The organism is Acetobacter lambici (genome assembly GCF_011516885.1).
GTDB lineage: Bacteria > Pseudomonadota > Alphaproteobacteria > Acetobacterales > Acetobacteraceae > Acetobacter > Acetobacter lambici.
In genome coordinates this window covers 1-22,505 of sequence record NZ_WOTD01000036.1, presented here as the reverse complement: position 1 = coordinate 22,505, position 22,505 = coordinate 1, and the positions used below count along the sequence as shown (strand labels likewise).

Below are 22,505 nucleotides of genomic sequence, written 5' to 3'. Positions count from 1 at the left end.
CGAAGGATGTCGAGGCAACAATCTCGTCATCCCACGCGTGGTTGATGATTGCCCATATCCGCAGAGTTCTGCGAAAAATCAATCAAACCCCTTTCTGATTCAGGCTCTTAGGCCCTTTGCGGTTACGGGACGCTCTGTATGGGTCATGCCCGGAGGCTTGTCGCGCGTTGCCCTGCGTAAAGGTTCCCTTGTGGTCAATTCATCCCAAGGTGGCGGTTCAAAAGATACATGGGTCATGGCGTCATGATAATCGTTTCCCCTACCCCTCTCCTGTCGCGCTATGCGGAATGTATGATGTGGCTCGCACGCTACATGGAACGCATGGAAAATCTGGCCCGATTGCTGGAAGTTACGGAGACTTTTGTCCGCAACGCGGAAGGCCAGACAGCGTGGGATTCCATTCTGGCCATTAATTCGGACGAGAGCCTGTTTGAGCAGATACATACAACTTCGGAACATGCGGAAATCGTGCCGTTTTATGTGACGGAAACGCGCAACCCCGCATCATTGGTCTCTCTCGCTCAGGAAGTGCGTGAAAATGCGCGCGCTGTGCGTCCACTTGTGTCTATTGAATTATGGACACAGCTAAACGTTTTCTCCCGTAATTTGCTTAATCTCAAAAATGGAGAGATGGCAGACCATAACCTTGCCGAACTCTGCACACGCGTCAGGCAGGACTGTCAGACCCATTTTGGCATTGCCGAAGGCACACTCTACCGTGATCAGGCATGGCTTTTCTATCGGCTAGGCAAGGCTCTGGAGCGGAGTGACCAGATTACGCGCCTGATTGACATCCGCTACCATATGCTGCTCCCCCAATCGGAAGCTCCGGGGTCTGATATTGACCTGACGCAATGGACATCCGTACTCCGCTCAGCCGCAGCCTACCATGCTTTCCGGCGGTTGCGGCCCGTCACCCTGACGCCTGCCAATATTGTTGGTTTTTTGCTCAAGAACGATGGTTTTCCCCGCTCACTCAGCACAAATCTGCGCCAGATTGACGAAACATTAACTCTTCTGGCTGCCCATGAAAATCTGCGCCAGATATGCTCACCTCTTTTGGAATGTGTTGCCGAACTGCGGGCTAGCCTACAGGACCAGACAGCGGAAGAAATTATTATTCGCGGTTTGCATGACTACATGAGCTGGATTCAAACACAGCTCAGGCATTTACAAAATGCCATCGCCATAACATTCTGGCCCGCGACAACACAGCAGGAACCAGTTACAATAAAAGTTTCCGGGCAGGAGCAAAGCTAGGCCAAGTTCATGGTTGGGTAAGCTCCGCAGTGCTTCCGGTTAGCGTATGGGATTCATAGAGTGATCAAGAAAATGGCCATTTTAAACGCCTTTAAACTCTCTTTTATCGCTCTTCCCGTTGCTGTTGGTCTAGCTTGCGCGTCCCAACCGGCACAGGCAGCATTATCTCAGGGTACCAATGCTCCGGACTTCACGCTTCGGGGCGCGTTGGCTGGCAAACCTATAACGTTTTCCCTTAAGTCGGCCCTCACAAAAGGCCCCGTTGTTCTTTACTTTTTCCCAGCGGCATTTACTGCTGGCTGTACACAGGAAGCCCATGATTTTGCTGCCGCGGCAGAGCAATTTCAGGCGCAGGGAGCAACGCTTGTTGGCATAACTGCGGGGAATACCGACAGGGTCTCGGAATTTTCAAAAGTAGAATGCAGGGATAAGTTTGCTGTTCTGGCTGATCCGGGGGCGTTAACTGCCATTCTCTACCATTCCGTCAACACGGAACATCAGACTTTGCTCTCTCAACGCACATCTTATGTCATTGCACCAGACGGCAACATTTTGCTCAGTTTTACGAGCAATAATCCTGAGCAGCATGTTTCCGAAACCCTTGAATCTTTAAAAAAATGGCATGCAAGTCAGGTTCAGAAGTAAATATTTATAGATAACAGTGTAAAATCATTGTTATTTTTTGCATCATGCATTTCTGAGTAGTGATTTTTTCTTATGTAAGGAATATATCTCATTTATGTGGGGTTCTTGCTTTGGGTTGTTATGCATTAGGTCATCATACTAATTCATACCAAATAAATATTTGAAAATTTCACGCGATCTCGTAATAATCACCCTATGAACCATAAACAAAATATGATGGGCCGACGAATTTTTGGCTTTTCTATCATAGGCTTAGGCCTTACATCCCATTGCGGAAAAGCCTTTGGGGAGAATGCCCCTCCCCCTGCCCCAATCCCTAAGGCGGCCTTACCAAAAGCCAACCCGGAAAAAGCGGCCAAAAAAGCGGGACCTCGCATCTTATGTTATGTGGGAGGGTACACGCGATCAGGCCCAGCCGAGAGCAATGCACTGGGCATTACCCTATTTGAAATGAACGCGGAAAGCGGTATTTTAACCCAGCTAGGTCACGTTACGCCTGCGGACAACCCATCGTTTCTAGCGCTATCTCCTGACCAGAATACCCTGTATACTGTGAACGAAATAAGTGATTTTGAAGGTGGTCACACGGGTTCTGTTACAGCTTTTCAGGTCGACCGACGCACGGGTGTTCTCACAAAGCTGAATGTGATGAGTAGTGGCGGCGCGGACCCTGCACATTTAAGTGTGCATCCATCTGGAAAATATCTGTTTATCGCCAATTATACTGGCGGCAGTGCGGCAGTCATGCGAATTCAATCCGATGGCAGCTTGGGCCTGTTAACTGATCTTGTGCATAACACAGGGCCCAAAATGCCCGAACGGGCAGCAGATAACCCCCCTGGTAATTATGCGGTCAGTGACCATTCAGGCTCCCATGTTCACATGATTCAGGCCGATGTAAGCGGAAAATTTGTTCTCGCCTGTGATGCAGGGTTAGACAGGGTTTATGTCTGGTCGTTCGATATGGAAAGCGGCACCTTAAAACCGGCTGAAAAACCTTGGTTGAGCATGGATCCGGGTTCAGCCCCCCGGCACTTCTGTTTTAGCCATGATGGAAAGATTATCTACATTCTTGGCGAACAGGATTCCCGTGTCGTTGTTGCTGATTATGATGGCCAGACAGGTGCTATGCAGGTCAAGCAGACGGCTTCAACCGTAACCGCGCAGTTCCGGGGGAGCACCCTTGCCGCGGAGATTATTCTCCATCCAACGGGCAAGTTCCTCTATGTCACCAATCGGTTGGGCAATGCTATTGCCTGCTTTAGAGTGCATGAGGATGGATCGATAACGCTGTTTGATGAGGTCTGGGTTCACGCTGACTACGGGCGAGCATTAAGTTTTGACCCGTCTGGAAAATTTGTATTTGTTGCCAATCAGCGTAGTGACTGCATTACTTCCCTGCGGGTGAATACTGACACGGGTGCCCTTGAATTTACATGGCACTTTGTCCCGATAGGAACCCCAACATCTTTTGCATTCACTGTTATTGATTCTGTGTGAGATACAATAAAAAACGCGCCGCACTGTAAAGTGCGACGCGTCCGTGGCCCTTATTTATAAAGGCTATCAAAAACCCCGCCGTCAGAAAAATGCTCTTTCTGCAGTTTGGTCCAGCCTCCAAGGCTTTTTACATCAAACGTATCAACCTTGGGGAACAGAGCTTTATTTTCTTCCAAAATGGCGGGATCAACAGGGCGGAAATAGTGTTTTGCACCAATTTTCTGCCCTTCCGGCGTGAACAGGAAGTCCAGATATGCCTTGGCAACAGCTTCCGTTCCATGCGCCTTGACGTTCTTGTCCACGATGGATGCAGGCGGTTCAGCCAGAATTGTCTGAGACGGTACAACAATTTCAAACTGATCAGGCCCAATATCACGCGTAGCCAGTAGTGCCTCGTCCTCCCATGCCAGCAGCACGTCACCCAGATTACGCTGCACAAAGCTGTTTGTGGCGCCACGGGCCCCCGTATCCAGCACTGGCACATGCTTGAACAGGTCTTTCAGGTAAGCTTTCGCGGTTTCGGGGGTTCCCCCCTTCTGGTGCAGCGCCCAGCCCCAGGCAGCCAGATAGTTCCAACGTGCTCCGCCCGATGTTTTAGGGTTTGGCGTGATAACCTGCACACCGTCACGGATCAGATCCGGCCAGTCGTGAATGTTTTTGGGGTTTCCCTTACGGACCAGAAATACAATGGTGCTGGTATAGGGCGTGGCGTTATGGGGCAGTCTGCTCTGCCAGTCAGCAGCGATCAGACCATGCTGGGCCAGTAGGTCAATATCGTATGCCAGACCCAGCGTGACCACGTCTGCTGGGGCACCTTCCAGCACGGAGCGTGCCTGTGCCCCGGAACCGCCATGCGCTGATTTAACACTTACGGTGTCTTCCGGGTGGTCTTTGTGCCATTGCGTGGCAAATGCCTTGTTCACATCGGCATAAAGTTCACGCGTTGGATCGTAGGAGACGTTGAGAAGGTGGTATGATTCCGCATAGCTAGCTGTCGCCTGCAACCCCACCAGTAGGGAGACACCCAATACCGCCGTTACTTTGAGAACGGCGCGACGGATATGAGAAAAGTTTTCCTGTTTCATAAGCCTGTTCCTTAATAATAATGCCAGATTAGAATGCGGCCTGCACGCGACCAACAACAGCATTGCCACTACGCCCAAAGAAGTTGGCGTCTGTTGCTTTTGCACCGCTATAGCTGGAAACACTAAAGTGTGTGTAATCCAGCATGATTTTGATGTGCTGGTTGGGGTACCAGTTCAACCCACCCTGCCAGACTGTCTGCTTATCGCCAGTTTCACCGTTGGCTTCGCTCGCGCTGCGCGGACCATGATTGACAGGAACAATCGGGTCTTCCCGGAACTGGGGCTGGGCATCATCTGCGCTGCCTGCGGTTAGGGTACGCGGTACGCGTCCGACCCTATGGCTTTGCAGGGAGGAGACGTGCTCATATTTATCAACCCGCGCCTGAAGACGGTGGATTTCCCCCATCATCTCACGGTGCATCGCTGCAATTTCACGCCGTAAGGCTGCATTTTCCGCATCAGATGTTGCGGCCATGGCCACGCATGGCAAAAAAAGGCTTGAAACTGTTGTCGTCAACAGAACGCTTGCCCGAACAGACACCGCCATAAGTCCCCCCAAACTTAAACTTTTATTTTGATAAGGTAGAATAACACAAAACAGAATTATCTTGTTTTGAGACCGAACCATTTAAGACACAACAGACACACCACCATCTACCCTTTGCAGATAATGTCTAATATTAGAATAATTCTTATTACGGAAGAAGAATGTTATATGCGAATACCACCGCACAAGACCATTGCTGGCACGCTATGTGCGCGGTTAGACCGCGCTCAGATTATGCTGTGCAAAGGTTGTTTTGAATTTGCGAATAACAGATGTCCGCAGATCCTGCCCATCCGGGTAACGCTTGTTATGCAAGCTCTGAACGCTCTCATGCGCCGCGTAAAAGCGGCGGGTTCGGCGATCTTCCTCAAGAATAATCGCACCGACAAAAGTGCCATTAATTTCAATAATGCGCGATTCAAACATTGCTTTAATCCTTCCGGGTAAAAACTGACCCGAAAGGTTATAAAACCTACAGGTCAGGCGTCAGATACTTTAACGTCACAACATCGGCCAAGCCGACACATTCGACCAAACAGGTTTTGCATTGTGTATGCGCTCCTCGTGTGCCACGTGCTTAACGTGTGATTTTGTATCACCCATATTTCCACGTTAGTCAATTATATAATTTTAAAAATCGTTGTTTTTTTATATCACGTAAAATGGTGTTATTTTGTGGCGCTACTATCAACCACCCACCCTCGTTCAAACTGATAGCTATGGCCGGGTACAGCCGCTTTAAACTGGTTTTCCGGGTGATTGGCAGCCCTAAGGGCTGCCTGTAGAGCCTCTTTTGGCGCGAAAATACCTTCATCTGTTAATTGGAAGGTTCCCCAATGAATGCCCAGTGCCTGCTTGGTTTGTATATCTTTATAAATGCACACGGCCTCATGTGGATTAACATGCTGCCCAGCCATAAACCAGCGTGGTTCATATGCGCCAATAGGGATTAAAGCGACATCCGGTGCGCCGTATTGGGCAAATAAATTGCGGAATAGAGCACCATCTCCATAAGCCGTATCGCCAGAAAACCAGAGTTTGTGTGTGGGCATATCCAGCCAGAAGCCAGCCCACAAGGCCATCCGGCGGTCAAAAATACCTCGTGCGGACCAGTGATATGCAGGCGTTAATGTGATGCTGAGTGTAGAGGAGACAACGCACCGATCATGCCAGTCACCTGTAACAATACGCGCTTGTGGAATGGCTTTTTTAATAATGCTGTTGTTTCCCAACGGCATGATCATTAACGGATCATGGGTTGCCTGCAAACGTTTGAGTGTTGCAAGGTCAAGATGATCGTAATGATTATGGCTGATAAGAATAACATCAATGGGTGGTAGATTTTCAAAAACTATACCCGGTGCGCTTACGCGTTTAGGGCCGATCCATGTAAAAGGGCTGGCCCGATCAGACCATACTGGATCTGTCAGGATATTCTGACCAGCGACCTGAATAAGCAGAGAGGCATGGCCTACCATGGTAACGCGTAATGCATCCACATAGTGTTCTGGCACACTGGGTTGAACGGGAACGCTGGTCGGCCATTGTACCGGGCGTGACGTTCGCCGCCATCGCCAGATGTCACGTAAAGAGCGATCTGTGGAGGATTGCCCGGGGTTAAAAAAGCGAGCCCCATCGAAGTGATCAGTTATGGGGCCGGTAAAATATGTATTCCGGGTAAGAAGGCGACTCATAATCCCCCGATCAGCCAGCCTGACTTTAAACGTGCTCCATCGCGCACCGACAAATAGACCACGCTTAAAACCAGAGGTTGCCCGTAGTTTTCTGCTCCCAGCTTTACTGCTGCTTCAAAGATGCATCCACTTCCAACGCCCGGCGGGCCATTGCCAAAGCGCCTTCGCGGCTGCCTGCACCACAGATAAAGCGCGCCGGGTGGGCAAACACGGCATCCGTAACACCACAGACTGCCGCCAGATCCTGCCCATTTAGACCGCCCCATGCTTCTGGCAGGGAAATCCGCTGACCAAACGCACCTCGTTCGGGTGGCACAGCTTTAACATTCCACTGTCCACTCCCTGTGGGAGAAACAACATAAACAACCGGAAGGTCATGCTCGAAAATTACTTTTTCGGTTGGCATGCCTGTTTCCATCAACAGAATACGCTTGTCTTCAGCCTGTTTGTAGGCCGCCAGAACGCGGTCCGTTGCCTTCAGGCTGGCGCGAACACGGTCAACAGTATTGACCAGATGACCGGCAACAGCTGTTGCCGCATTGGCAAACCCAAGAGTTTCGCGCCGCTTTGCTTCTTCCGGGCCGTGAAGTTCGGCCGTATCCCATGGGGGGCTGCACGCAGAAACAATATCTGCCAGCGAAAGCTTACCCATTTTGGCAACGCCGTTATCATCCTGATCAATCGGCACAACAAGGGACTTATCAATGCTTTGCCAGATAGCGTTGACCGTAGCATCGTCCACCTGTGTCCGTACTAGATTACGCACCGCGGCCTTACCATAATCTTTCCAGAGCAATCCGGCGGCACTGTATGGTGTGCCGTCTTCACGCAGGGGCTTGTTTTTCATGTGGTGGTCATAACGGCCACAAGATGGGTCATAAATACCGCCTACATCGAACACGATGTCCGCTGCCTGAATATCTTCCGGGTTGCGTGAGCGGCTGAACTTCAGGCAGTCGTCCGACGTTCCATCCAGAATACGCGCTCGCAAATCCCCCATGGGGGCCAGAGCATAATGCAGGACCACATACCCCAGAGTTTCATCAACATGGAAATTACCCGAATGGGTCAATGCGGTTGTGGTTGTCGCCTCATGACCGAGACCAACGGGGGTATGTTCAGACATATTGATTACCTGCTGCAAACTGAGGAGGGTGTTCCATAAGCTTCCTCATGCCGCACGGCCTGCTATCAGACAACAGGGTTCGCCACGATAACTGAAGATAATCTGGTTTTTCCTATCCGGTTGGGACGGGGCAAGCCTGCCCAACCGGATAGAAATACCAGTTTGTGTGCCAAACTTCATAAACATGCGAGCCGGTGCACAGACCCTGTTTTCCCATAGTCCGGGGGGGTTATTTGATAACCGCACAGGCTACCCGATCCCCTGCCCCGCCAATAGGCTGGCTCTGGTAATCGTCGGGGTGGGCATGAATAACAAGCGATGAACCATCGGCGTCCAGAAGCGCTGGTTTGTCCTTGCTGGCTTTAAGAGCCACCAGAGGAGAGAAAAGCTCGACCGTAGCCGTGCCATCTGCTCCGACAAATACGTTTGGCAGGTCGCCTGCATCATTTGCATTGGCGTTGAGCAGGCCGTGGACAACGGGGGTTACTGCATGCACATGCGGCCCTGCGCTGGTAAATTTGGGCGCTTCACACGTGCCTTTATCGTGGAAGTGCATGCCATGCCAGCCGGGCGTCAGCCCTTTTGCTTCTACCCGTAGAATAACGCCTTTAGGAGCGTCCGTGACCTGCACCGAACCATGCGCTGCACCATCCGTGCCCAACAGAGTGCCAGAGGCCGTGTCGGCAGCATGGGCCAAAGATGGCAGCATGGCCATTGCGCAGGCGAGGAGAACAAAATGCTTTGAATGAACCATAACCACGTTGCATGTCCTTTCAGACAAAAATTATGAGCTTTCAGGCCCATGTCGCATAATAAAATACTTATCACGGGAGTAGAGACCCCGCGCTCAGGAAAGCTTAGAACATCATATCCCAATCCACCACGTTTGATCCGGGGGACCAGCAAGAACCTGCTGCCCTGTTCGGTCGGCTATGGTGCCAGATGGTTCTACGCAAACAACCTGATGACAACGCACCTCAAGCGCCATTTGTTCCCTTGAATGTGGCCAGAAATATGGACAATTTCCGCACCTTGACCAAGACTGGTCTGACGGGAATTTGAAAATCCCTGCTCAGTTACGCCCTGCACTCACTGACGTCGCTCCTCTCAGGATTGAACAACGGACATTTCTGATTGTTGGCAAGAAACCCTGTGGCCGGTCGAACTTTATGGACAAAAAGAATTTTTACAAAGAAGATCACCAGTAAAATACTATCAGGCAGGGCAGGATCCAATAATGCATGTAACATCCGTTGTACTCCTGCTGCTGCTTATAACAGCCGTATCCGGGCCTTTTTCCCGGCTTTTGCGTCTGCCATTACCGCTTTTGTTGATTGCTTGCGGCGTCGTGGCATCTCTCCTTGGACTGCATATCGACTTTGAGCCAAATACTTTTCTTCTGCTTTTTATTCCCCCATTACTTTTTTCAGATGCGTATCTGATGCCGTTGCGTGATTTTCGTGAGTTGCGCTGGCCAATTTTATTGCTGGCTGTTGGTCTGGTTATTTTTAGTACAATTGTTGGTGGCTATTTCATTCACTGGCTGCTGCCTGTTGTTCCCCTTGCTGCCAGCTTTGCCCTTGCTGCCATTCTTTCTCCGACCGATGCTGTAGCCGTGGGCGGCATGATAGAGGAAGACCATGTTCCCAGACGGTTTTTGCATATTCTGCAAGGAGAAGCCTTGCTGAATGACGCCTCTGGTCTGGTCTGCTTCAAATTTGCGGTTGCCGCCACGCTAACCGGCACTTTTTCCATCCTGCACGCATCTTTAGGGTTTTTACTTGTTGCCGTGGGAGGGATTTTTATTGGAATTGCCCTTACCTTTGGCTTTAATTTTATTAACCGTATTCTCTCCCGTCATGGTTTTGATGAGCCAACAACGCAAATCACGCTTATGACGTTACTGCCCTTTGCTGCGTATCTGCTTGCCGAACATCTGGAGGCATCAGGCATATTGGCCGCAGTGAGTGCCGGATTAAGCCTGAACCAGAGTCGCGTGTTTGGCGCAACCCAAACTGCCACCCGTCTGCGCGGCAGTGCTGTGTGGGAGATGATAACCTTTATTTTTAATGGTCTGGTCTTTCTGCTGCTGGGTTTGCAATTGCCCGATATTGCCACACAAGGCATTCGTATCGCCAACAGGGCGGGGGACAGCACATGGTCCCTGATCGGCACCATTGTGTTGCTGACAAGCATGTTATTGCTGCTCCGCCTGATCTGGATATTTTTAGTCAGCGGTGCACATTCTCTGATCGCCAAAGCGCGCGGCTACAAGGTTGGCATGGTTTCGATTATGGAAACAGCGGCCATGACCGTAGGGGGGGTGCGTGGCGCGGTCACGCTGGCGGGTATCCTCTCCCTCCCCATAGCAGAAAATGGTGTGCCTGAATTCCCCATGCGGGATCTGCTTGTTACATTTGCCGCGGGCGTGATCATGACATCACTCCTTATCGCCGCCGTGTTATTACCCCCTCTAAGCCGCACCCTGCGCCACGATGGAGGCGACCCTGTTAATAGGGAAGCAGATGAGGTCCGCCGTCTTCTTGCGTTGGAAGCCATTGCGGAAATGGAGCGCCAATCCGCCTTGGTGACAAAACAGCTTGATGAAAGTGCCGCACAGCAACGGGCAGAAGTGACCGCAGCCCTGATAGCGGAATATCGCTTCAGACTAAGGCTTTTGGAAGATGCGTCCGACGACCGGCATAAACCTGAAGATAGCCAGGCACCAGATGGCGCCCACAGGGATGCAGCTCTGGCAAGACGACGGTTTGAGGCCGCACTTCGCCTCCATCTGCTCCGAACAGAGCGTAAAGCCCTTACCCGCATGCGCCAGGAAGGTCAGGTGAGCGATGAGACTGAACGGCTTTTAACCCGCGACCTTGATCTGGAAGAAACTGTTCTTTCTGGCAGTGCGCGCGCCCTGCCACGACATCTGGACTACATGGACCACGCCAAAATGAGCAGCCCGGCATTATATCCGGGCTGACCTCGTTTTCCGCGTCAACAAAGGCTTGAAGGGAATATTTACGAGGCAACATCCGTCAAAATGACTATGGCATCCTGTGTGGCCATCACCACAACATGGCTTGTCTGCGTAAGCATTGCACCATCACTACACGCCAAAGCCATGCCCGAAATTGTAATAGCCCCCGAAACCACCAGTATATGCAGGTCCCTGCCCTGCGTCGTCTGATAGGCAGCCCCTTCGCCTGCGGGAATTTGCGCATGCAGCAAGCGGCTGCGGGCACTTAGGGTTACGGGGGAGCCGTCATCTATAATGTCCATCGCCTCCGGGTCATCCTCGGGAAAACCGGATGCGATAATACGAAAACCACCGTCTTCCAGCATGGGGAATGCAGCGCGCGTTTCCTGCGCAGGTGCGCCCCCTTCTGTATCAGGCAGAAGCCAGAACTGAATAAAATCCGCACCTTCCGGTCCAGCCTGCCACGCCATTGTGCGAACCCCGGCCCCCGTGCTGACCAGATGCAGACCTCCGGGTTGGATCGCATCGGGTGAAAAACCCTCTACGCGGGTTTGTAAGGAGCCCGCCCGCAGCCACGTAAGCACATCCACATTGGTCTCTGGCCCCAAGGAGTAGCTACTATCTGGGGGAATGCTCCCGGTATTGATCGCCCTTAGCGTGCCTTCATGCTGGTATTGAGGGTCCTGATAATCGGCAAAAGCAAAGTGGCACCGCAAGGTGAGTGCGCCTGAGTGCGCCTGACCCAGACTATCGGCCCGCCGGACTGTTATCATGGTGTGCCCCTACGCATGCTTTTTTGCTTGTTTGATATCAGGATACAGCGTTTCCCACCCACCACCAATTGCACGGTAGAGATGTGTGACAGATCCGGCCACATGGGCCGTAGCCTCGATTAATGCACTTTGTGACGCCAGAAGGGCATTCTGAACGGTCAGGATATTCAAAAAATCGGATGCGCCCTGCACGTACTGGGCCTTGGCCACGGTTACGGCTATTTCATTTTGCTGCACGGCCTGCGCCAGTTCATCGCGCCTTTTCTGGGCTGCGGTAAAATCAGCCATGGCATCGTCAATTTCCTGCCAGGCCTTGAGCACAGTGCGCTGAAAAACAACAGATGCCTCCTGCTGCTGCGCTTTACGCAGGTGCAGTTGCCCCGTTAGACGACCTCCTTCAAAAATGGGTAATGTTGCCGTAGGTCCAAAGCCATACTGGCGGGACGCCCATGACCCAAGACCACTGAACTGAAGAGCCTGCACGTCCAGACTGCCGGAAAGCGTGATCCGGGGGAAAAAGTCCGCAATAGCTACGCCAATACTGGCTGTTGCCGCATGCAGCCGGTCCGCCGCCATTCGAATATCGGGCCGCCGTTGCGCCAGTTCTGATGGTAGCCCCACAGGCACAAACGCGGGTACGGGTGGTACAGGGCGCGGCTGCTTTAGCTCGGCGTCCAGTGCTCCGGGTTCACGCGCGACCAGAAAACTCAGGCTGTTCAACTGGTGGGTTGCCTGCGCTTGCAAGGGAGCCGCACGGGATTCAAACATATGTAACTGCCCTGTGGCCTCGGCTACATCCAGCCGGGTTGCAGCCCCCTGCTCAAGCCGCATGGAGGTAAGCTGCACACTATGGCGCGCAATGGCTATGTTACGATCCAGAATATCAATCTGGGCCTGTGTGGCACGCAGGTCTATGTAAGTCTGTGCGGTTTCGGCCATAAGGGAGACAAGAATATCACGCCGTAGTTCCTCCGTGGCATGCACGGCCGCCGTTGCGGCTTCCACCTGCCTGCGCACATGCCCCCACAGGTCCACCTCCCACGAGGCATTCATGCCATATTGCGGCAGATTAAAGGACGGGTTGCCAACACTTCCCGGCAACGCTGCGGGGCCAAACCCGGGAGTGCCGCTTGCAACGCTCCCGGCCCCCGCCTGTTCCATACTCCCCATAAGCCCCAGAATGCCGTTGCTACTAGCCCGTTCCCGCGCATAAGAGGCATTGGCCTCCATATGTGGGAGTTGTGCGGCACTGGCGATGCGCCGTTCCGCCCGGCTCTGCATCAGCCGAAGGCTGGCAGCCTGAAGGTCAAGGTTGGAGGCCGCCACCTCCTGCTCCAGCCGGGTTAATATCGGGTCATGGAACAGGGTCCACCATGCGGGATCGGTCGAGGCCGTACTGACCTGACTTTGCGCGGGGGGCTGTGTGCTCCGCCACGTTGCCGGAGCACTGACCTGCGGCTTATGGTAGTTCGGCCCCACAGTGCAGCCTGCAAGAGCAAGGAGTGAAAGGCTGGTCAGGAGTGAGCGCTTCATGCTGTTACTGCCAGATATAGCGTGCATCATTGGCATGCGAACCTTCCGGTCTGGAGGCAGTATCAATATTCACTTCCACGGACATGCCGACCCGCACTTTGGCCGCCAGAGGCTGGTTGGGGTCAAAGGTCAGCTTGACCGGAATACGCTGAACCACTTTGGTAAAATTGCCAGTGGCGTTGTCTGGCTGAATGGGTGCAAAAGCTACTCCCGTTGCTGGAGCCAATGAATCCACATGCGCCTTGAGCGGCTGACCGGGGAACGTATCCACCCACACGGTGACCCGCTGGCCGGACTGCACCTTGGTGAGTTGTGTTTCCTGAAAATTGGCAAGCACATAGGCTGCCTGCGTAGGTACTACGGCCAGAATGCCTGTACCCGGATGAACATAGGCCCCAACACGCACCCCACGCTCGCCCACCACACCATCGACCGGCGCAGGAATGGAGCAGTATGACAGGTTGAGTTCGGCCTGTTTTGCATCCCCCTGCGCATGCAGCAATGCGCCTCTGGCGCGCTCAAGCTGGGCTTGCAGAACCGCAACCTGCCGGATAGCGGCATCCACCCCTGCCTGATCACGGGCTATGGACGCGAGTGCCTCTTTTTCATGCGCTTCAGAGGACTGCTTCTGTTCAATGGTGCCCGCCCCACCGGAGGACAGGTTGCGGTACCGCGTGGTGTTCTGGCGCGCAAATAACAGATCCGCCTGATCAGCCAGAACCGCAGCACGGGCCTGAGCGATAAGGGCATCCTGCCGGGTCAGTTCGGCGCTCAGATTGGCAACATCCCCCTGAGCCGCAATTACGTTACCCCGGGCAACATCGAGGGCCGCCCGGTAGTCATCATCCTCAATATGCGCAAGCTCCTCGCCTGCGTGGACACGCTCGTTATCCTGTGCGATCACGCGGTCTATACGTCCCGCAACCTTGGGGGCTACTGTGGTAAAATCCGCAGTCACATAAGCATCGTTTGTGTACTGGTTTACGCCGTCCCCGTTGACCAGACGCGCCCCCCCCCATGCAACAAGGGCAAGCACGCCTGCGGCGCATCCAGCGTAAAGCAGAGGTTTTTTGTAAATCATGGTCTGTTATTCCGGTTTAACGGGCTGGAGTGTTGGGGGAAGGCGCACGCGGCGGATACACACGGTGCGGCAGAACAAGATTCATGACGGCATAGCCAAGGCAGACCCAGATCAGCACATAGTAAATATCGTTCAGGGCCAGTACGAGGGACTGCTCATGCACAAAGGTATGGAAGACCTGTAACCCGTTCCACGCCACATGCGCGCCGTCGGGCGACGTTGCGGCAAGTTGCTGGTCAATGGGGTTGCCCATACCCTGCAACGCCAGTTGGTGTGTGCCGTGGTGGTCCAGCAGCATGGTGGAATGGTATTGTTCCCGCCTGCGGGTGGCGGCCGAGAACAGGGCAAAGGCCACGGCATTGGCCAGCCCCTTGAGCATGTTCACCATACCCGAAATAAACGGGCCATCCGCTGGGCCCATGGCCATTGTCGCCAGCATAAGGGTGGGAATAACGGTCATGGGCTGACCAAAGACCTGAAGGATCTGGAGCAGGTAAAAATTGTCCCGCACCCAGTCCACCGTCAACCATGTGCCCATCCATGCAGAGGCAGCCAGACACAGCATACCCCCTGCCAGCACAAAACGGCAGTCCACCTTGCGGTTGTTACAGATCCACGCAATCAGGGGCAGCATGATCAATTGCGGTAAGGCCACGACCAGAGATACTGGGCCTGCCTGTATGGGTCTGTATCCCCGCACGGCCTCCAGATACGTTGCCGGGATTTCTCCCATAATGGAGCAGATGGCCAGAATACCGACCAGAGACAGCAAAGAGGCCTGAATGTTGCGTGACCGCCAGTACTGAATTCTAAAATACGGGCTGGGGTGAAAAGCCTCGTTGATCACAAACACAATAAAAGCGGCCCCACCCCAGAATGTGAGGTTGGTGATCACGGAGGAGCGGAACCAGTCCAGCCTGTCCCCCTGATACAGCACGATAACCAAAGAACAGATGGCAGGCAGGCCTACAAGAATGCCCAGCCAGTTGAACTTTTCAAACCGCTCAAAGTGCATGGGGTCACGCGGCAGGCCATAAGCCATCATGCCAATGGCAAGGGCTGCTGTGGGTATGATCTCCCAGTACAGCCAGTGCCAGCCGACATGCTCAAACCAGAAGGCTTCCAACGGCAGACCCAGGTTGGGGCCGAAGGTCGCACTCATGGCATATCCACCAATCCCAAACACCCGGATCTGGGGGGGGAGGTATTTGAGCATGACGGTCATCAGCACCGGCGGCAGACACCCACCCGCCAGCCCCTGAAACGCCCGCAAAATGCACAACGAGACCACATCGGGCATGAACGGAGCCGGAATGGACAGCAGCGCCAGAATGGCGGTCATGAAAATGGAGAACCGGTAGATCGAAAACGTCATGTAAAACCACGGCGTGAACGCCATGGCCGCAATGTTAAAGGCCTCGTAAATGGCAATAACCCACGTGCCTTCATCATGCCCAATGTGCATGGCGCCGCGAATGTCAGACAGGCCGATTTCGGTCACATGCTCATTAAAACCCGCAACATGTACGGCAAGCAGCATGCCAAGGCAGCCCACAACGGTGCGCAGGCCAAATGGCGGAATATAGGATGGCCGCGGCGGTGAAGCATGGATAACAGGCTCACCAGCCGCCAGAGCAGGAGCGGCATTTGTCATGCCCCGCATGTTCACGATCAGAGCGGGAGAGACAACCCCTATTCACGGCAAGCAACGATTCCACTTTTCGGAATGATAAATGGTGGTGCCTGCGCCTGATAAAGTCTATTTTTGCAACCATGAGAGGCTATGACCTAGATCTACTACGCTTCCTCCAGGTGCTTATTGAGGAGGAGAGTGTCTCACTCGCGGCAAGGCGGCTGAAAGTGAGCGAGCCTGCCATGAGCCGCCATCTGGCTAAACTGCGCGTAGCCTTCGCCGATCCCATTCTGGTCCAGTCTGGCCGGAGAATGAGTGCATCCGCCTTTGCCGTAGGTATTCTGGACCGGGTGCAGGAACTGGTCCGGGCAGCTGATAGCCTGATAGAAACGCGCGCTCTGGCCAATCTGGCCAACATGGCACCCACTTTTACAATCCGGGCGAATGATCTGGTCGTGGCGTCCCTCGCCCTGCCCCTTTTGCAGGCACTCAAAAAAGAATGTCCACGCTGCGAACTGATCTGGGCACCAGAAATAGACGATCCGGCTTCCGACCCGCTGCGGCATGGTCGCGTTGATCTCTATATTGGCGCAACAGATGTGATGAAGCCAGAAATCAGGCGCCAGACCCTGTTCCGGGACCATATGCAGGGCGTTGTGCGCAAAGACCACCCCATTCTGGCAACCCCCATTACTCCCCAGAGTATGGTGCTTTACGATTATATCAGCGTCTCCCGCCGTGGTCGTGCGCAAGGTCCGATCGACTGGGTGTTACGCAACCAGTATGGACTGACCCGGCGCATAGCCATGGTGGTGCCCAACTACCACTGCATGGTGGAAAGCATGAAAAATTCGGATCTTATTCTTCCCCTGCCTGGCATTGTTGTTGACCATATTTCGGTCGCGGCGCTGGGGTTGGCTACATTCGAATTTCCATTATCCCTGCCCAGTATTGATGCTTTTCAGGCATGGCATCCAAGGCGGGATACCGATCCAGTGCATCGGTGGCTGCGTGAGACCCTTTTTCGTGTTTCCCGACAGATATTAGGACCATGCACGCAGTAACCAGCAGTTTTTATAAAAACCCCGCCGTACGGATATAGGGCCTCAGATCACTTAGAAAAGCCTTAACACTTGCCCGTGTATGCTGACGTGTTGGCAAAACGGCATACAGGTCGATCTTCTCGCCTTGCAAGTCTGGAAGAATACGCACCAGCTTTCCCTCTTCAAGATCCTGATAGACGTCACAAAGCAACTTGTAGGCAATGCCCTGCCCCGAGAGTGCCCAGTCGTGAATAATCTCAGCATTAGTGGTGGAAAGGCGCGGCTCCACCATAACGACATCTGTTTCCGTCTCGTTCCCTATTACCCATTTGTTCAGAAGAGCCATGGTTTTGTTTTTACGTAGGCATAAACAATCATGTTTGGGAATATCACGCGTGTGAGTGGGCATGGACCTGCGCGCAATATAAGCAGGTGATGCGCACAGAACCCGCATTGTCGAAGCAAGCCGGGTAACAACAGCTCCCGGTGTTTCTGGCAGCCCCAGCCTGAGCACTACGTCCAGATAATCGTTAAAATCATAATTCCCTTCGGGCGCCAGCGCCAGATTGATCATCAGACGTGGATGTTTGGCGCTGAATGCCTCAATAAATGGGGCAATCTGCCTACGGCCCAGTTCCACCGGTGCGCCAATACTCAACGTGCCGCGTGGCGCGTTGGTACTGGACGATATTTCCTCTTCAAGATGATCAATATCGGCAACAATGGTCAGGGCGCGTTCGTAATAAAGCCGCCCTGTTTCGCTCAGGCCGAAATGCCGCGTGTTGCGGATAACCAGCGTACTGCCAAGCCGGGTTTCCAGCCGTGCCAGACGGCGGGATGCGGCTGCAGGCGATGTGCCCAGACTGCGCGCCCCCGCCGAAAGGCTGCCAGCATCCACCAGACTGATGAAAAAACGTAAATCCCCTGTTTCATCATAGGACACGGCACATAGTTCTCCTTCAAAGCTGATTCACAGCCACTTTTGCGTTTAGCGTAATATTATTTTTCCTAAATTGTCACTACCGAAGATGTGAAATGAGGGGCATATTTTATCCAACACATAAAGATAAAGCGCAAAATCTCCTTTGCGGATCTGTCAAAAACTGGACAGACGATACGAATTAGCAACGGAATAAAACAATGCCAATGCAAGCAACCGCCCAACGGATCAAGGACGATTACATCGCCCCCGATACCTCCAAGGAAGAAGCCCTGAGGCAGAACCTTATCGGCACATGGGAACTTGTGTCCTATAAGGTGGAAGAAAAAGAGAACGGTAATTTTATCAACGCAATGGGGCCTGCTCCCCGTGGTCGCGTTGTTTTTACACCAGATGGATGGGTCGCTTTTAATCTGGAAGGCAGCAACCGCCATGCCGCCGCAACAGATACGGATCGTGCCCAACTCATGAAAACACTGGTTGCCTATATCGGTCGCTATCGTGTGGAAGGTGATCAGTGGATTACCAGCGTACAGACCGCATGGGCGCCGGAATGGGTCGGAACCGAACAGCGCAGAACGGTTACGGTTAACGGCCAGTATGCGGATGTTGTTACCCCATGGCGCAAAATGCCCAACTGGGCCGCGGGTCGCCTGTCACGCAGTATTATCCGCTTCCGTCGGGCGGATGCAGATGTTCCAGAACAAGCCTGCGCATAAGGTCATAAAGCCCGGACAGGCCAGATACGCATGACATAACACGATGTGCCTGCCCGATCAGATCGGACAGGCACCGCTTGCGCATTGCAGATGCGCCCAGTCTACGACCTCACGCACCTTATCGTCCTGAATGCCTGCGGTAATGGCGGCAAACCTACCTGCTGAAATTTCTTCTTCCGGTAGGTATTCATACCCTAGATCGGAATCCGCACGGCTTGGCAGCACGGCACAGCACCGGACGCCGGGTTGGTGACGGGCAACCATGGCCCGGAAATTTTCCAGATCATGCCGATCTGTATAAATTTTGAGCGTGTAGGACACCTGATTGCCCTGCTCGGCTCCAATCCAGTATTTTTCCAGCAATCCAAGCCAGCAATACTGTTCCTCCGGCGTGGCTTCTGGCGCGGTCAGAATCCGCTCCCCCATGCCCAGACGTTGAATAAGCGGTACGGTTGGAAAGCCGACAATGCTCATGCCGGGAAAACTCCGCAGTGACCGCACAGGGTATCCCTTGCTCTCATACGTGGGGAGCAGCGGATCCGTACCGTTTTCCCATACGCCATACTCCCGCCGCACACCCTTGAACTGCACCCAGCGCAAATACTGCCGTCTGGCAGGTAGATGCGCGCCTTCAGTCAGGCCGAACAGTTTGGAGGTCGTGCCCGCAGGTTTGACGGTTGTAACCGTAACCGGGCGTGCGGTGCCCGTTTCCTGTGCGTAAGCGTTGGCTTCTGCCTTGGCAATGACCGAGAGTTCGCGCACGGCCCTCCAAAAAGGGGCTGCACGGTCTTCGTCCAGTATATCTTTAAAACCAAGACCAAAACGCAGCCACGCCCATTCATGCAGTCCTGTGGGACCAATGCCTATGCGGTTTGTTCTGCCAACCTCCTGAGCATACAGCGCATCCATCCGGTTTGCCCGCAACAGAAAGCGAACACCCAGCCGAACGGAATCCCTGACCCGTGCATCCCACTCCTGTGCAAGCTCACGGGGAGCATGACCAGGGGTTACATCCGCTAATGGCACAGGACACGCCAGCAGGGGCGCAAAGTCACCAATAACGCAGTATCCTCCCGTCACATGCAGCGTAATTTCACCACATGGGTTGGTGGTCACGGGAAAATGCGCTCTGGCAGCACAGTCGGCCAGATCAGCCAATAGAGCTGCGGCCTGTGTTGCCTGATAACGCGAAGACCTGAAATCCCGCCCATCCGTATGCACGGGCTTGCGTCGTGCACTTCCTGTGCGGTTATCCTCCAGTCTGTCGCCGTTAATGAAGCCGGGTTCACCATTAATCCATGCGCAACGGGTTGCTTCTGCAAAAACGGCCCTGGCATGCTCGGCCAACGGCCCCACCTGCTCCTGATTATTGACAAACTGCCAAAACTCCTGATCGACCATAACCGAGTGATTGGCTGTCCAGAGCCCCCCTTCCTCCTTGGCGCGAATAAAACGAAGGACTTCCATATCCCGCCAGGATTTGGTGGCCATGCGCGCAGCACGGCGGGCACCACCCACCTGCACCTCAACAGACAGGTAATGATCCACCCGCAACGCCTGCTCCCACTGAGGCATACCACTGCCCCGTGATGGTTCGATGACATTGAGGCGAACATTCAACAACCCGCGTAAAAGCGAGATGGGGCCAGAAGCAGGCCGCCCCTGCATACCAGCAATGGGGCTACCCGCACAGCGGATACGGCTAAAATCGAGCACCAGAGCGCGCCCCTGCGCTCCCTCAAATGCCATGGCCTCGATCATTTCAACCGCCTTGGCCCACCCGTCCCGGCTGTCGTCTATAATATGTGTCTGTGCATCGGGCAGTTCTGGCGCTGTGGCCAGGACAAAACGGTTTAAAAACCGGGTAACCTGCTCTTCCATATCTGCGTCAAAGGCGTCGAGCATTGTGCCCCACGGCAGTATCTGCATTTCCAGACCAAAGTGCAGCAATGCCGCACGGTCACGCGGGTAATCGGGATGATCTACTCCAAGGACGAAATACAGATCCGGTGCCTGCGCCCAGTCGACAATGCATAGCTCATCATCATAGGCACGGCCAACGCCCGAGCCATTGAGCAATAGATAGAATTTGGCAAAGGAGCAGATTGCCGTGGCACAATTGGTAAACACTTCCATATTGCGGCCGGACTGTTCCTTGTCTCCATGCTGAAGGTGGCGGCCAGAAGTCAGTAAGGCACCTGTTGCAATGGCGTTACGCAGTTGCGTGGTCTCCCTGTCATCCACAGACGCAAGCAGGCCTGCATTCCCTGCGGCAACGCGGTCGGCAACCTTTCCAAAACTTTCATGGTCCGATGGGCGGAAGACGGTACGCCGTCCAACGGCCTCGCCCATGCCACGGTCAAGCGCGCGAGCCTGCGTAGGGCGCAGGCCAAAAGCCTCCTCAAACGGGTAGCGCGCTGCCACGGACCGCGCGGCAGGGGTCTTTGTCTGTAAAAAATGCCCGCCCATACCTTGGCTCCATCATCTGGCCCGGCCCAAGTCCAACGGGCCAAAAATCATTCATGTTGTGTCTGATGGTTGATAATTACACCATATCTGGTGTTGCGCACGTACAAAATTCCGCACACGATCAGGCCAGACGTGCAAAGGCAGGACTTCCCTGACATCCATGCCGATAATTTTTGCAAATGACCCGCATTTCGATTCCGATAGCAGGGTTGTCGGTTCACTGCCCATAGTCTCCGGCTGGCTCGTTGTTATATCAAATCCGATGCCATCTGTGGATGCAGGGGCTGCAACGCTCCTGTCCGGGTGCGTGACGCCTCTTGTATCTTGCCATCTACACGCAGGGGCTTATGCTGCTTTCCGTCATTGTCATGCGCGTTTCCGCAGGGAGCTTCAGTCCGTTGTCCACACCTCAACTTGTTGATCCAAAACTGACACAGGCCGCAGTTTTCCTTGTTCTGACCCTAAACAGCGACACCTCCATCAATCCGCAGGTTCTGGACCTGATGGGCGATATATCTTCCCTTGTGCGAGGAATTGGCTTTCGGATTCCAGATGGCAGGCTGAGTTGTGTAACCGGCGTGGGTTCACTGGCATGGGATCAGCTTTTTGGCATGCCTCGCCCAAAGGAACTCCATCCCTTTCGCGAAATTAATGGTGTGCACCATGCGCCAGCTACAGCGGGGGATCTGCTTTTCCATATCCGGGCAACCCAGATGGATCTCTGCTTTGAATTAGCCACAGTTCTTGTCGGTCGGCTGGAAGGTGCGGCGCGTGTCGTGGATGAAGTCCATGGTTTCAAATATTTCGATGCCCGCGACCTGCTGGGCTTTGTGGATGGAACGGAAAATCCTTCCGGTCAGGTCGCCACGGATGCAACAATCATTGGTGATGAAGACCCAGCCTTTGCAGGTGGAAGCTATGTGATTGTGCAGAAATACCTGCATGACATTAAAAAATGGGATGCCATCCCAACCGAAGTGCAGGAGCATATTATTGGCCGCAAAAAGGTGTCGGACATAGAACTACCCGACGCAGCCAAGCCCAGCTACGCGCATAACGTCCTCACCAATATTGAAGAAAATGGTGAGCAGCTTCAGATCGTGCGCGAAAACATGCCTTTTGGCACTGTAGGTAAAGGGGAATTTGGCACGTATTTTATTGGCTACGCCCGCTCCCCCGCACGCACGGAGCAGATGCTCCAGAACATGTTCATTGGTAAGCCACCGGGTAACTACGACCGGTTGCTTGATGTGAGCACCGCTGTCACTGGCACGCTGTTCTTTACACCCACAAGTGAATTTCTGGATGCGGCACCGGATATGAGCATTCCGCCGCAACCTGCCCCCCTATCCGCCTCGCCTGCTCCTCAGTGTCTGACCGAAAATGAGTTGAGTGATTTCAGTGGATTATGATTCATGGGTTTGCGATAACCTGATGAGATCAAGATGGCCTGGACTGAAATCACCCGCGCGCA

General features: G+C 53.6%; 19 protein-coding genes and 1 pseudogene. 8 read left to right on the top strand and 12 right to left on the bottom strand.

Going from position 1 to position 22,505, the window contains the following annotated elements; all coding sequences use genetic code 11:
- The 4 genes and pseudogenes from GOB86_RS12245 to GOB86_RS12230 form a co-directional block, all read left to right on the top strand.
- Window positions 1-98: pseudogene (locus GOB86_RS12245) on the top strand (IS5/IS1182 family transposase); the annotation flags it as partial.
- Between the two features lie 130 nt (window positions 99-228).
- A complete protein-coding gene (locus tag GOB86_RS12240) occupies window positions 229-1,260 on the top strand; it encodes an alpha-E domain-containing protein (RefSeq protein WP_165992685.1) in 1,032 nt (343 codons plus the stop codon).
- A 60-nt stretch (window positions 1,261-1,320) separates the two neighbouring features.
- Window positions 1,321-1,905 carry a peroxiredoxin gene (locus tag GOB86_RS12235; RefSeq protein WP_338421529.1) on the top strand — a complete coding sequence of 195 codons (585 nt, stop codon included), beginning with the start codon at window positions 1,321-1,323 and terminating at the stop codon, window positions 1,903-1,905.
- Window positions 1,906-2,100: 195 nt separating this feature from the next.
- Entirely contained in the window at window positions 2,101-3,405 is a 1,305-nt protein-coding gene (locus tag GOB86_RS12230; RefSeq protein ID WP_165992683.1) for a lactonase family protein, read from the top strand.
- A 50-nt stretch (window positions 3,406-3,455) separates the two neighbouring features.
- Here GOB86_RS12230 and GOB86_RS12225 read toward each other — a convergent pair whose 3' ends face one another.
- The 6 genes from GOB86_RS12225 to sodC all read right to left on the bottom strand — a co-directional run bounded on the left by GOB86_RS12225 (window position 3,456) and on the right by sodC (window position 8,611).
- Complete coding sequence (locus GOB86_RS12225; protein WP_165992681.1) at window positions 3,456-4,490, bottom strand: sulfate ABC transporter substrate-binding protein; 1,035 nt, start codon at window positions 4,488-4,490, stop codon at window positions 3,456-3,458.
- 28 nt (window positions 4,491-4,518) lie between these two features.
- Window positions 4,519-4,965 (bottom strand): porin, encoded by a 447-nt coding sequence (locus tag GOB86_RS12220; RefSeq protein ID WP_242012653.1) that lies wholly within the window; start codon window positions 4,963-4,965, stop codon window positions 4,519-4,521.
- A 288-nt stretch (window positions 4,966-5,253) separates the two neighbouring features.
- Window positions 5,254-5,463 carry a hypothetical protein gene (locus tag GOB86_RS12215; protein WP_086646786.1) on the bottom strand — a complete coding sequence of 70 codons (210 nt, stop codon included), beginning with the start codon at window positions 5,461-5,463 and terminating at the stop codon, window positions 5,254-5,256.
- A 242-nt stretch (window positions 5,464-5,705) separates the two neighbouring features.
- The gene (locus GOB86_RS12210) at window positions 5,706-6,515 is read right to left on the bottom strand and encodes an MBL fold metallo-hydrolase (RefSeq protein WP_242012652.1); all 810 of its coding nucleotides are present in this window, start codon (window positions 6,513-6,515) and stop codon (window positions 5,706-5,708) included.
- A gap of 319 nt (window positions 6,516-6,834) precedes the next feature.
- Window positions 6,835-7,857, bottom strand: coding sequence for an MYG1 family protein (locus tag GOB86_RS12205; protein ID WP_165992675.1), 1,023 nt, complete (start codon window positions 7,855-7,857; stop codon window positions 6,835-6,837).
- A 229-nt stretch (window positions 7,858-8,086) separates the two neighbouring features.
- Complete coding sequence (gene sodC, locus GOB86_RS12200; RefSeq protein WP_165992673.1) at window positions 8,087-8,611, bottom strand: superoxide dismutase[Cu-Zn]; 525 nt, start codon at window positions 8,609-8,611, stop codon at window positions 8,087-8,089.
- Between the two features lie 483 nt (window positions 8,612-9,094).
- Here sodC and GOB86_RS12195 point away from each other — a divergent pair, with 483 nt between their 5' ends.
- On the top strand, window positions 9,095-10,843 hold the full coding sequence (locus tag GOB86_RS12195; protein ID WP_165992671.1) for a Na+/H+ antiporter: 1,749 nt from the start codon (window positions 9,095-9,097) through the stop codon (window positions 10,841-10,843).
- A 38-nt stretch (window positions 10,844-10,881) separates the two neighbouring features.
- On the opposite strand, the gene GOB86_RS12190 is transcribed toward GOB86_RS12195, so the two are convergent.
- Genes GOB86_RS12190 through GOB86_RS12175 form a run of 4 tightly spaced genes read right to left on the bottom strand, consistent with a single transcriptional unit; the run spans window position 10,882 to window position 15,881 of the window.
- Complete coding sequence (locus GOB86_RS12190) at window positions 10,882-11,613, bottom strand: pirin family protein (protein WP_165992669.1); 732 nt, start codon at window positions 11,611-11,613, stop codon at window positions 10,882-10,884.
- 9 nt (window positions 11,614-11,622) lie between these two features.
- Window positions 11,623-13,146, bottom strand: coding sequence for an efflux transporter outer membrane subunit (locus GOB86_RS12185; protein ID WP_165992667.1), 1,524 nt, complete (start codon window positions 13,144-13,146; stop codon window positions 11,623-11,625).
- Window positions 13,147-13,150: 4 nt separating this feature from the next.
- Window positions 13,151-14,227 (bottom strand): HlyD family secretion protein, encoded by a 1,077-nt coding sequence (locus GOB86_RS12180; RefSeq protein ID WP_165992664.1) that lies wholly within the window; start codon window positions 14,225-14,227, stop codon window positions 13,151-13,153.
- Window positions 14,228-14,243: 16 nt separating this feature from the next.
- Window positions 14,244-15,881: an MFS transporter gene (locus GOB86_RS12175; protein WP_165992662.1), complete on the bottom strand. Its 1,638-nt coding sequence runs from the start codon at window positions 15,879-15,881 to the stop codon at window positions 14,244-14,246.
- A gap of 119 nt (window positions 15,882-16,000) precedes the next feature.
- Here GOB86_RS12175 and GOB86_RS12170 point away from each other — a divergent pair, with 119 nt between their 5' ends.
- The gene (locus tag GOB86_RS12170) at window positions 16,001-16,924 is read left to right on the top strand and encodes a LysR family transcriptional regulator (RefSeq protein ID WP_165992660.1); all 924 of its coding nucleotides are present in this window, start codon (window positions 16,001-16,003) and stop codon (window positions 16,922-16,924) included.
- A 10-nt stretch (window positions 16,925-16,934) separates the two neighbouring features.
- Here the strand turns inward: GOB86_RS12170 and GOB86_RS12165 are convergent, their stop codons facing one another.
- Complete coding sequence (locus tag GOB86_RS12165; protein WP_165992658.1) at window positions 16,935-17,846, bottom strand: LysR substrate-binding domain-containing protein; 912 nt, start codon at window positions 17,844-17,846, stop codon at window positions 16,935-16,937.
- A gap of 197 nt (window positions 17,847-18,043) precedes the next feature.
- Between GOB86_RS12165 and GOB86_RS12160 the strand changes: the two genes are divergently transcribed.
- Window positions 18,044-18,562 carry a lipocalin-like domain-containing protein gene (locus GOB86_RS12160; protein ID WP_165992655.1) on the top strand — a complete coding sequence of 173 codons (519 nt, stop codon included), beginning with the start codon at window positions 18,044-18,046 and terminating at the stop codon, window positions 18,560-18,562.
- Window positions 18,563-18,619: 57 nt separating this feature from the next.
- Here GOB86_RS12160 and GOB86_RS16705 read toward each other — a convergent pair whose 3' ends face one another.
- Window positions 18,620-21,031 (bottom strand): recombinase, encoded by a 2,412-nt coding sequence (locus GOB86_RS16705; RefSeq protein ID WP_242012651.1) that lies wholly within the window; start codon window positions 21,029-21,031, stop codon window positions 18,620-18,622.
- A 398-nt stretch (window positions 21,032-21,429) separates the two neighbouring features.
- On the opposite strand from GOB86_RS16705, the gene GOB86_RS12150 reads away from it, so the two are divergent.
- Window positions 21,430-22,443 carry a Dyp-type peroxidase gene (locus GOB86_RS12150; RefSeq protein ID WP_242012654.1) on the top strand — a complete coding sequence of 338 codons (1,014 nt, stop codon included), beginning with the start codon at window positions 21,430-21,432 and terminating at the stop codon, window positions 22,441-22,443.
- The last annotated feature ends 62 nt before the right edge of the window (window positions 22,444-22,505 follow it).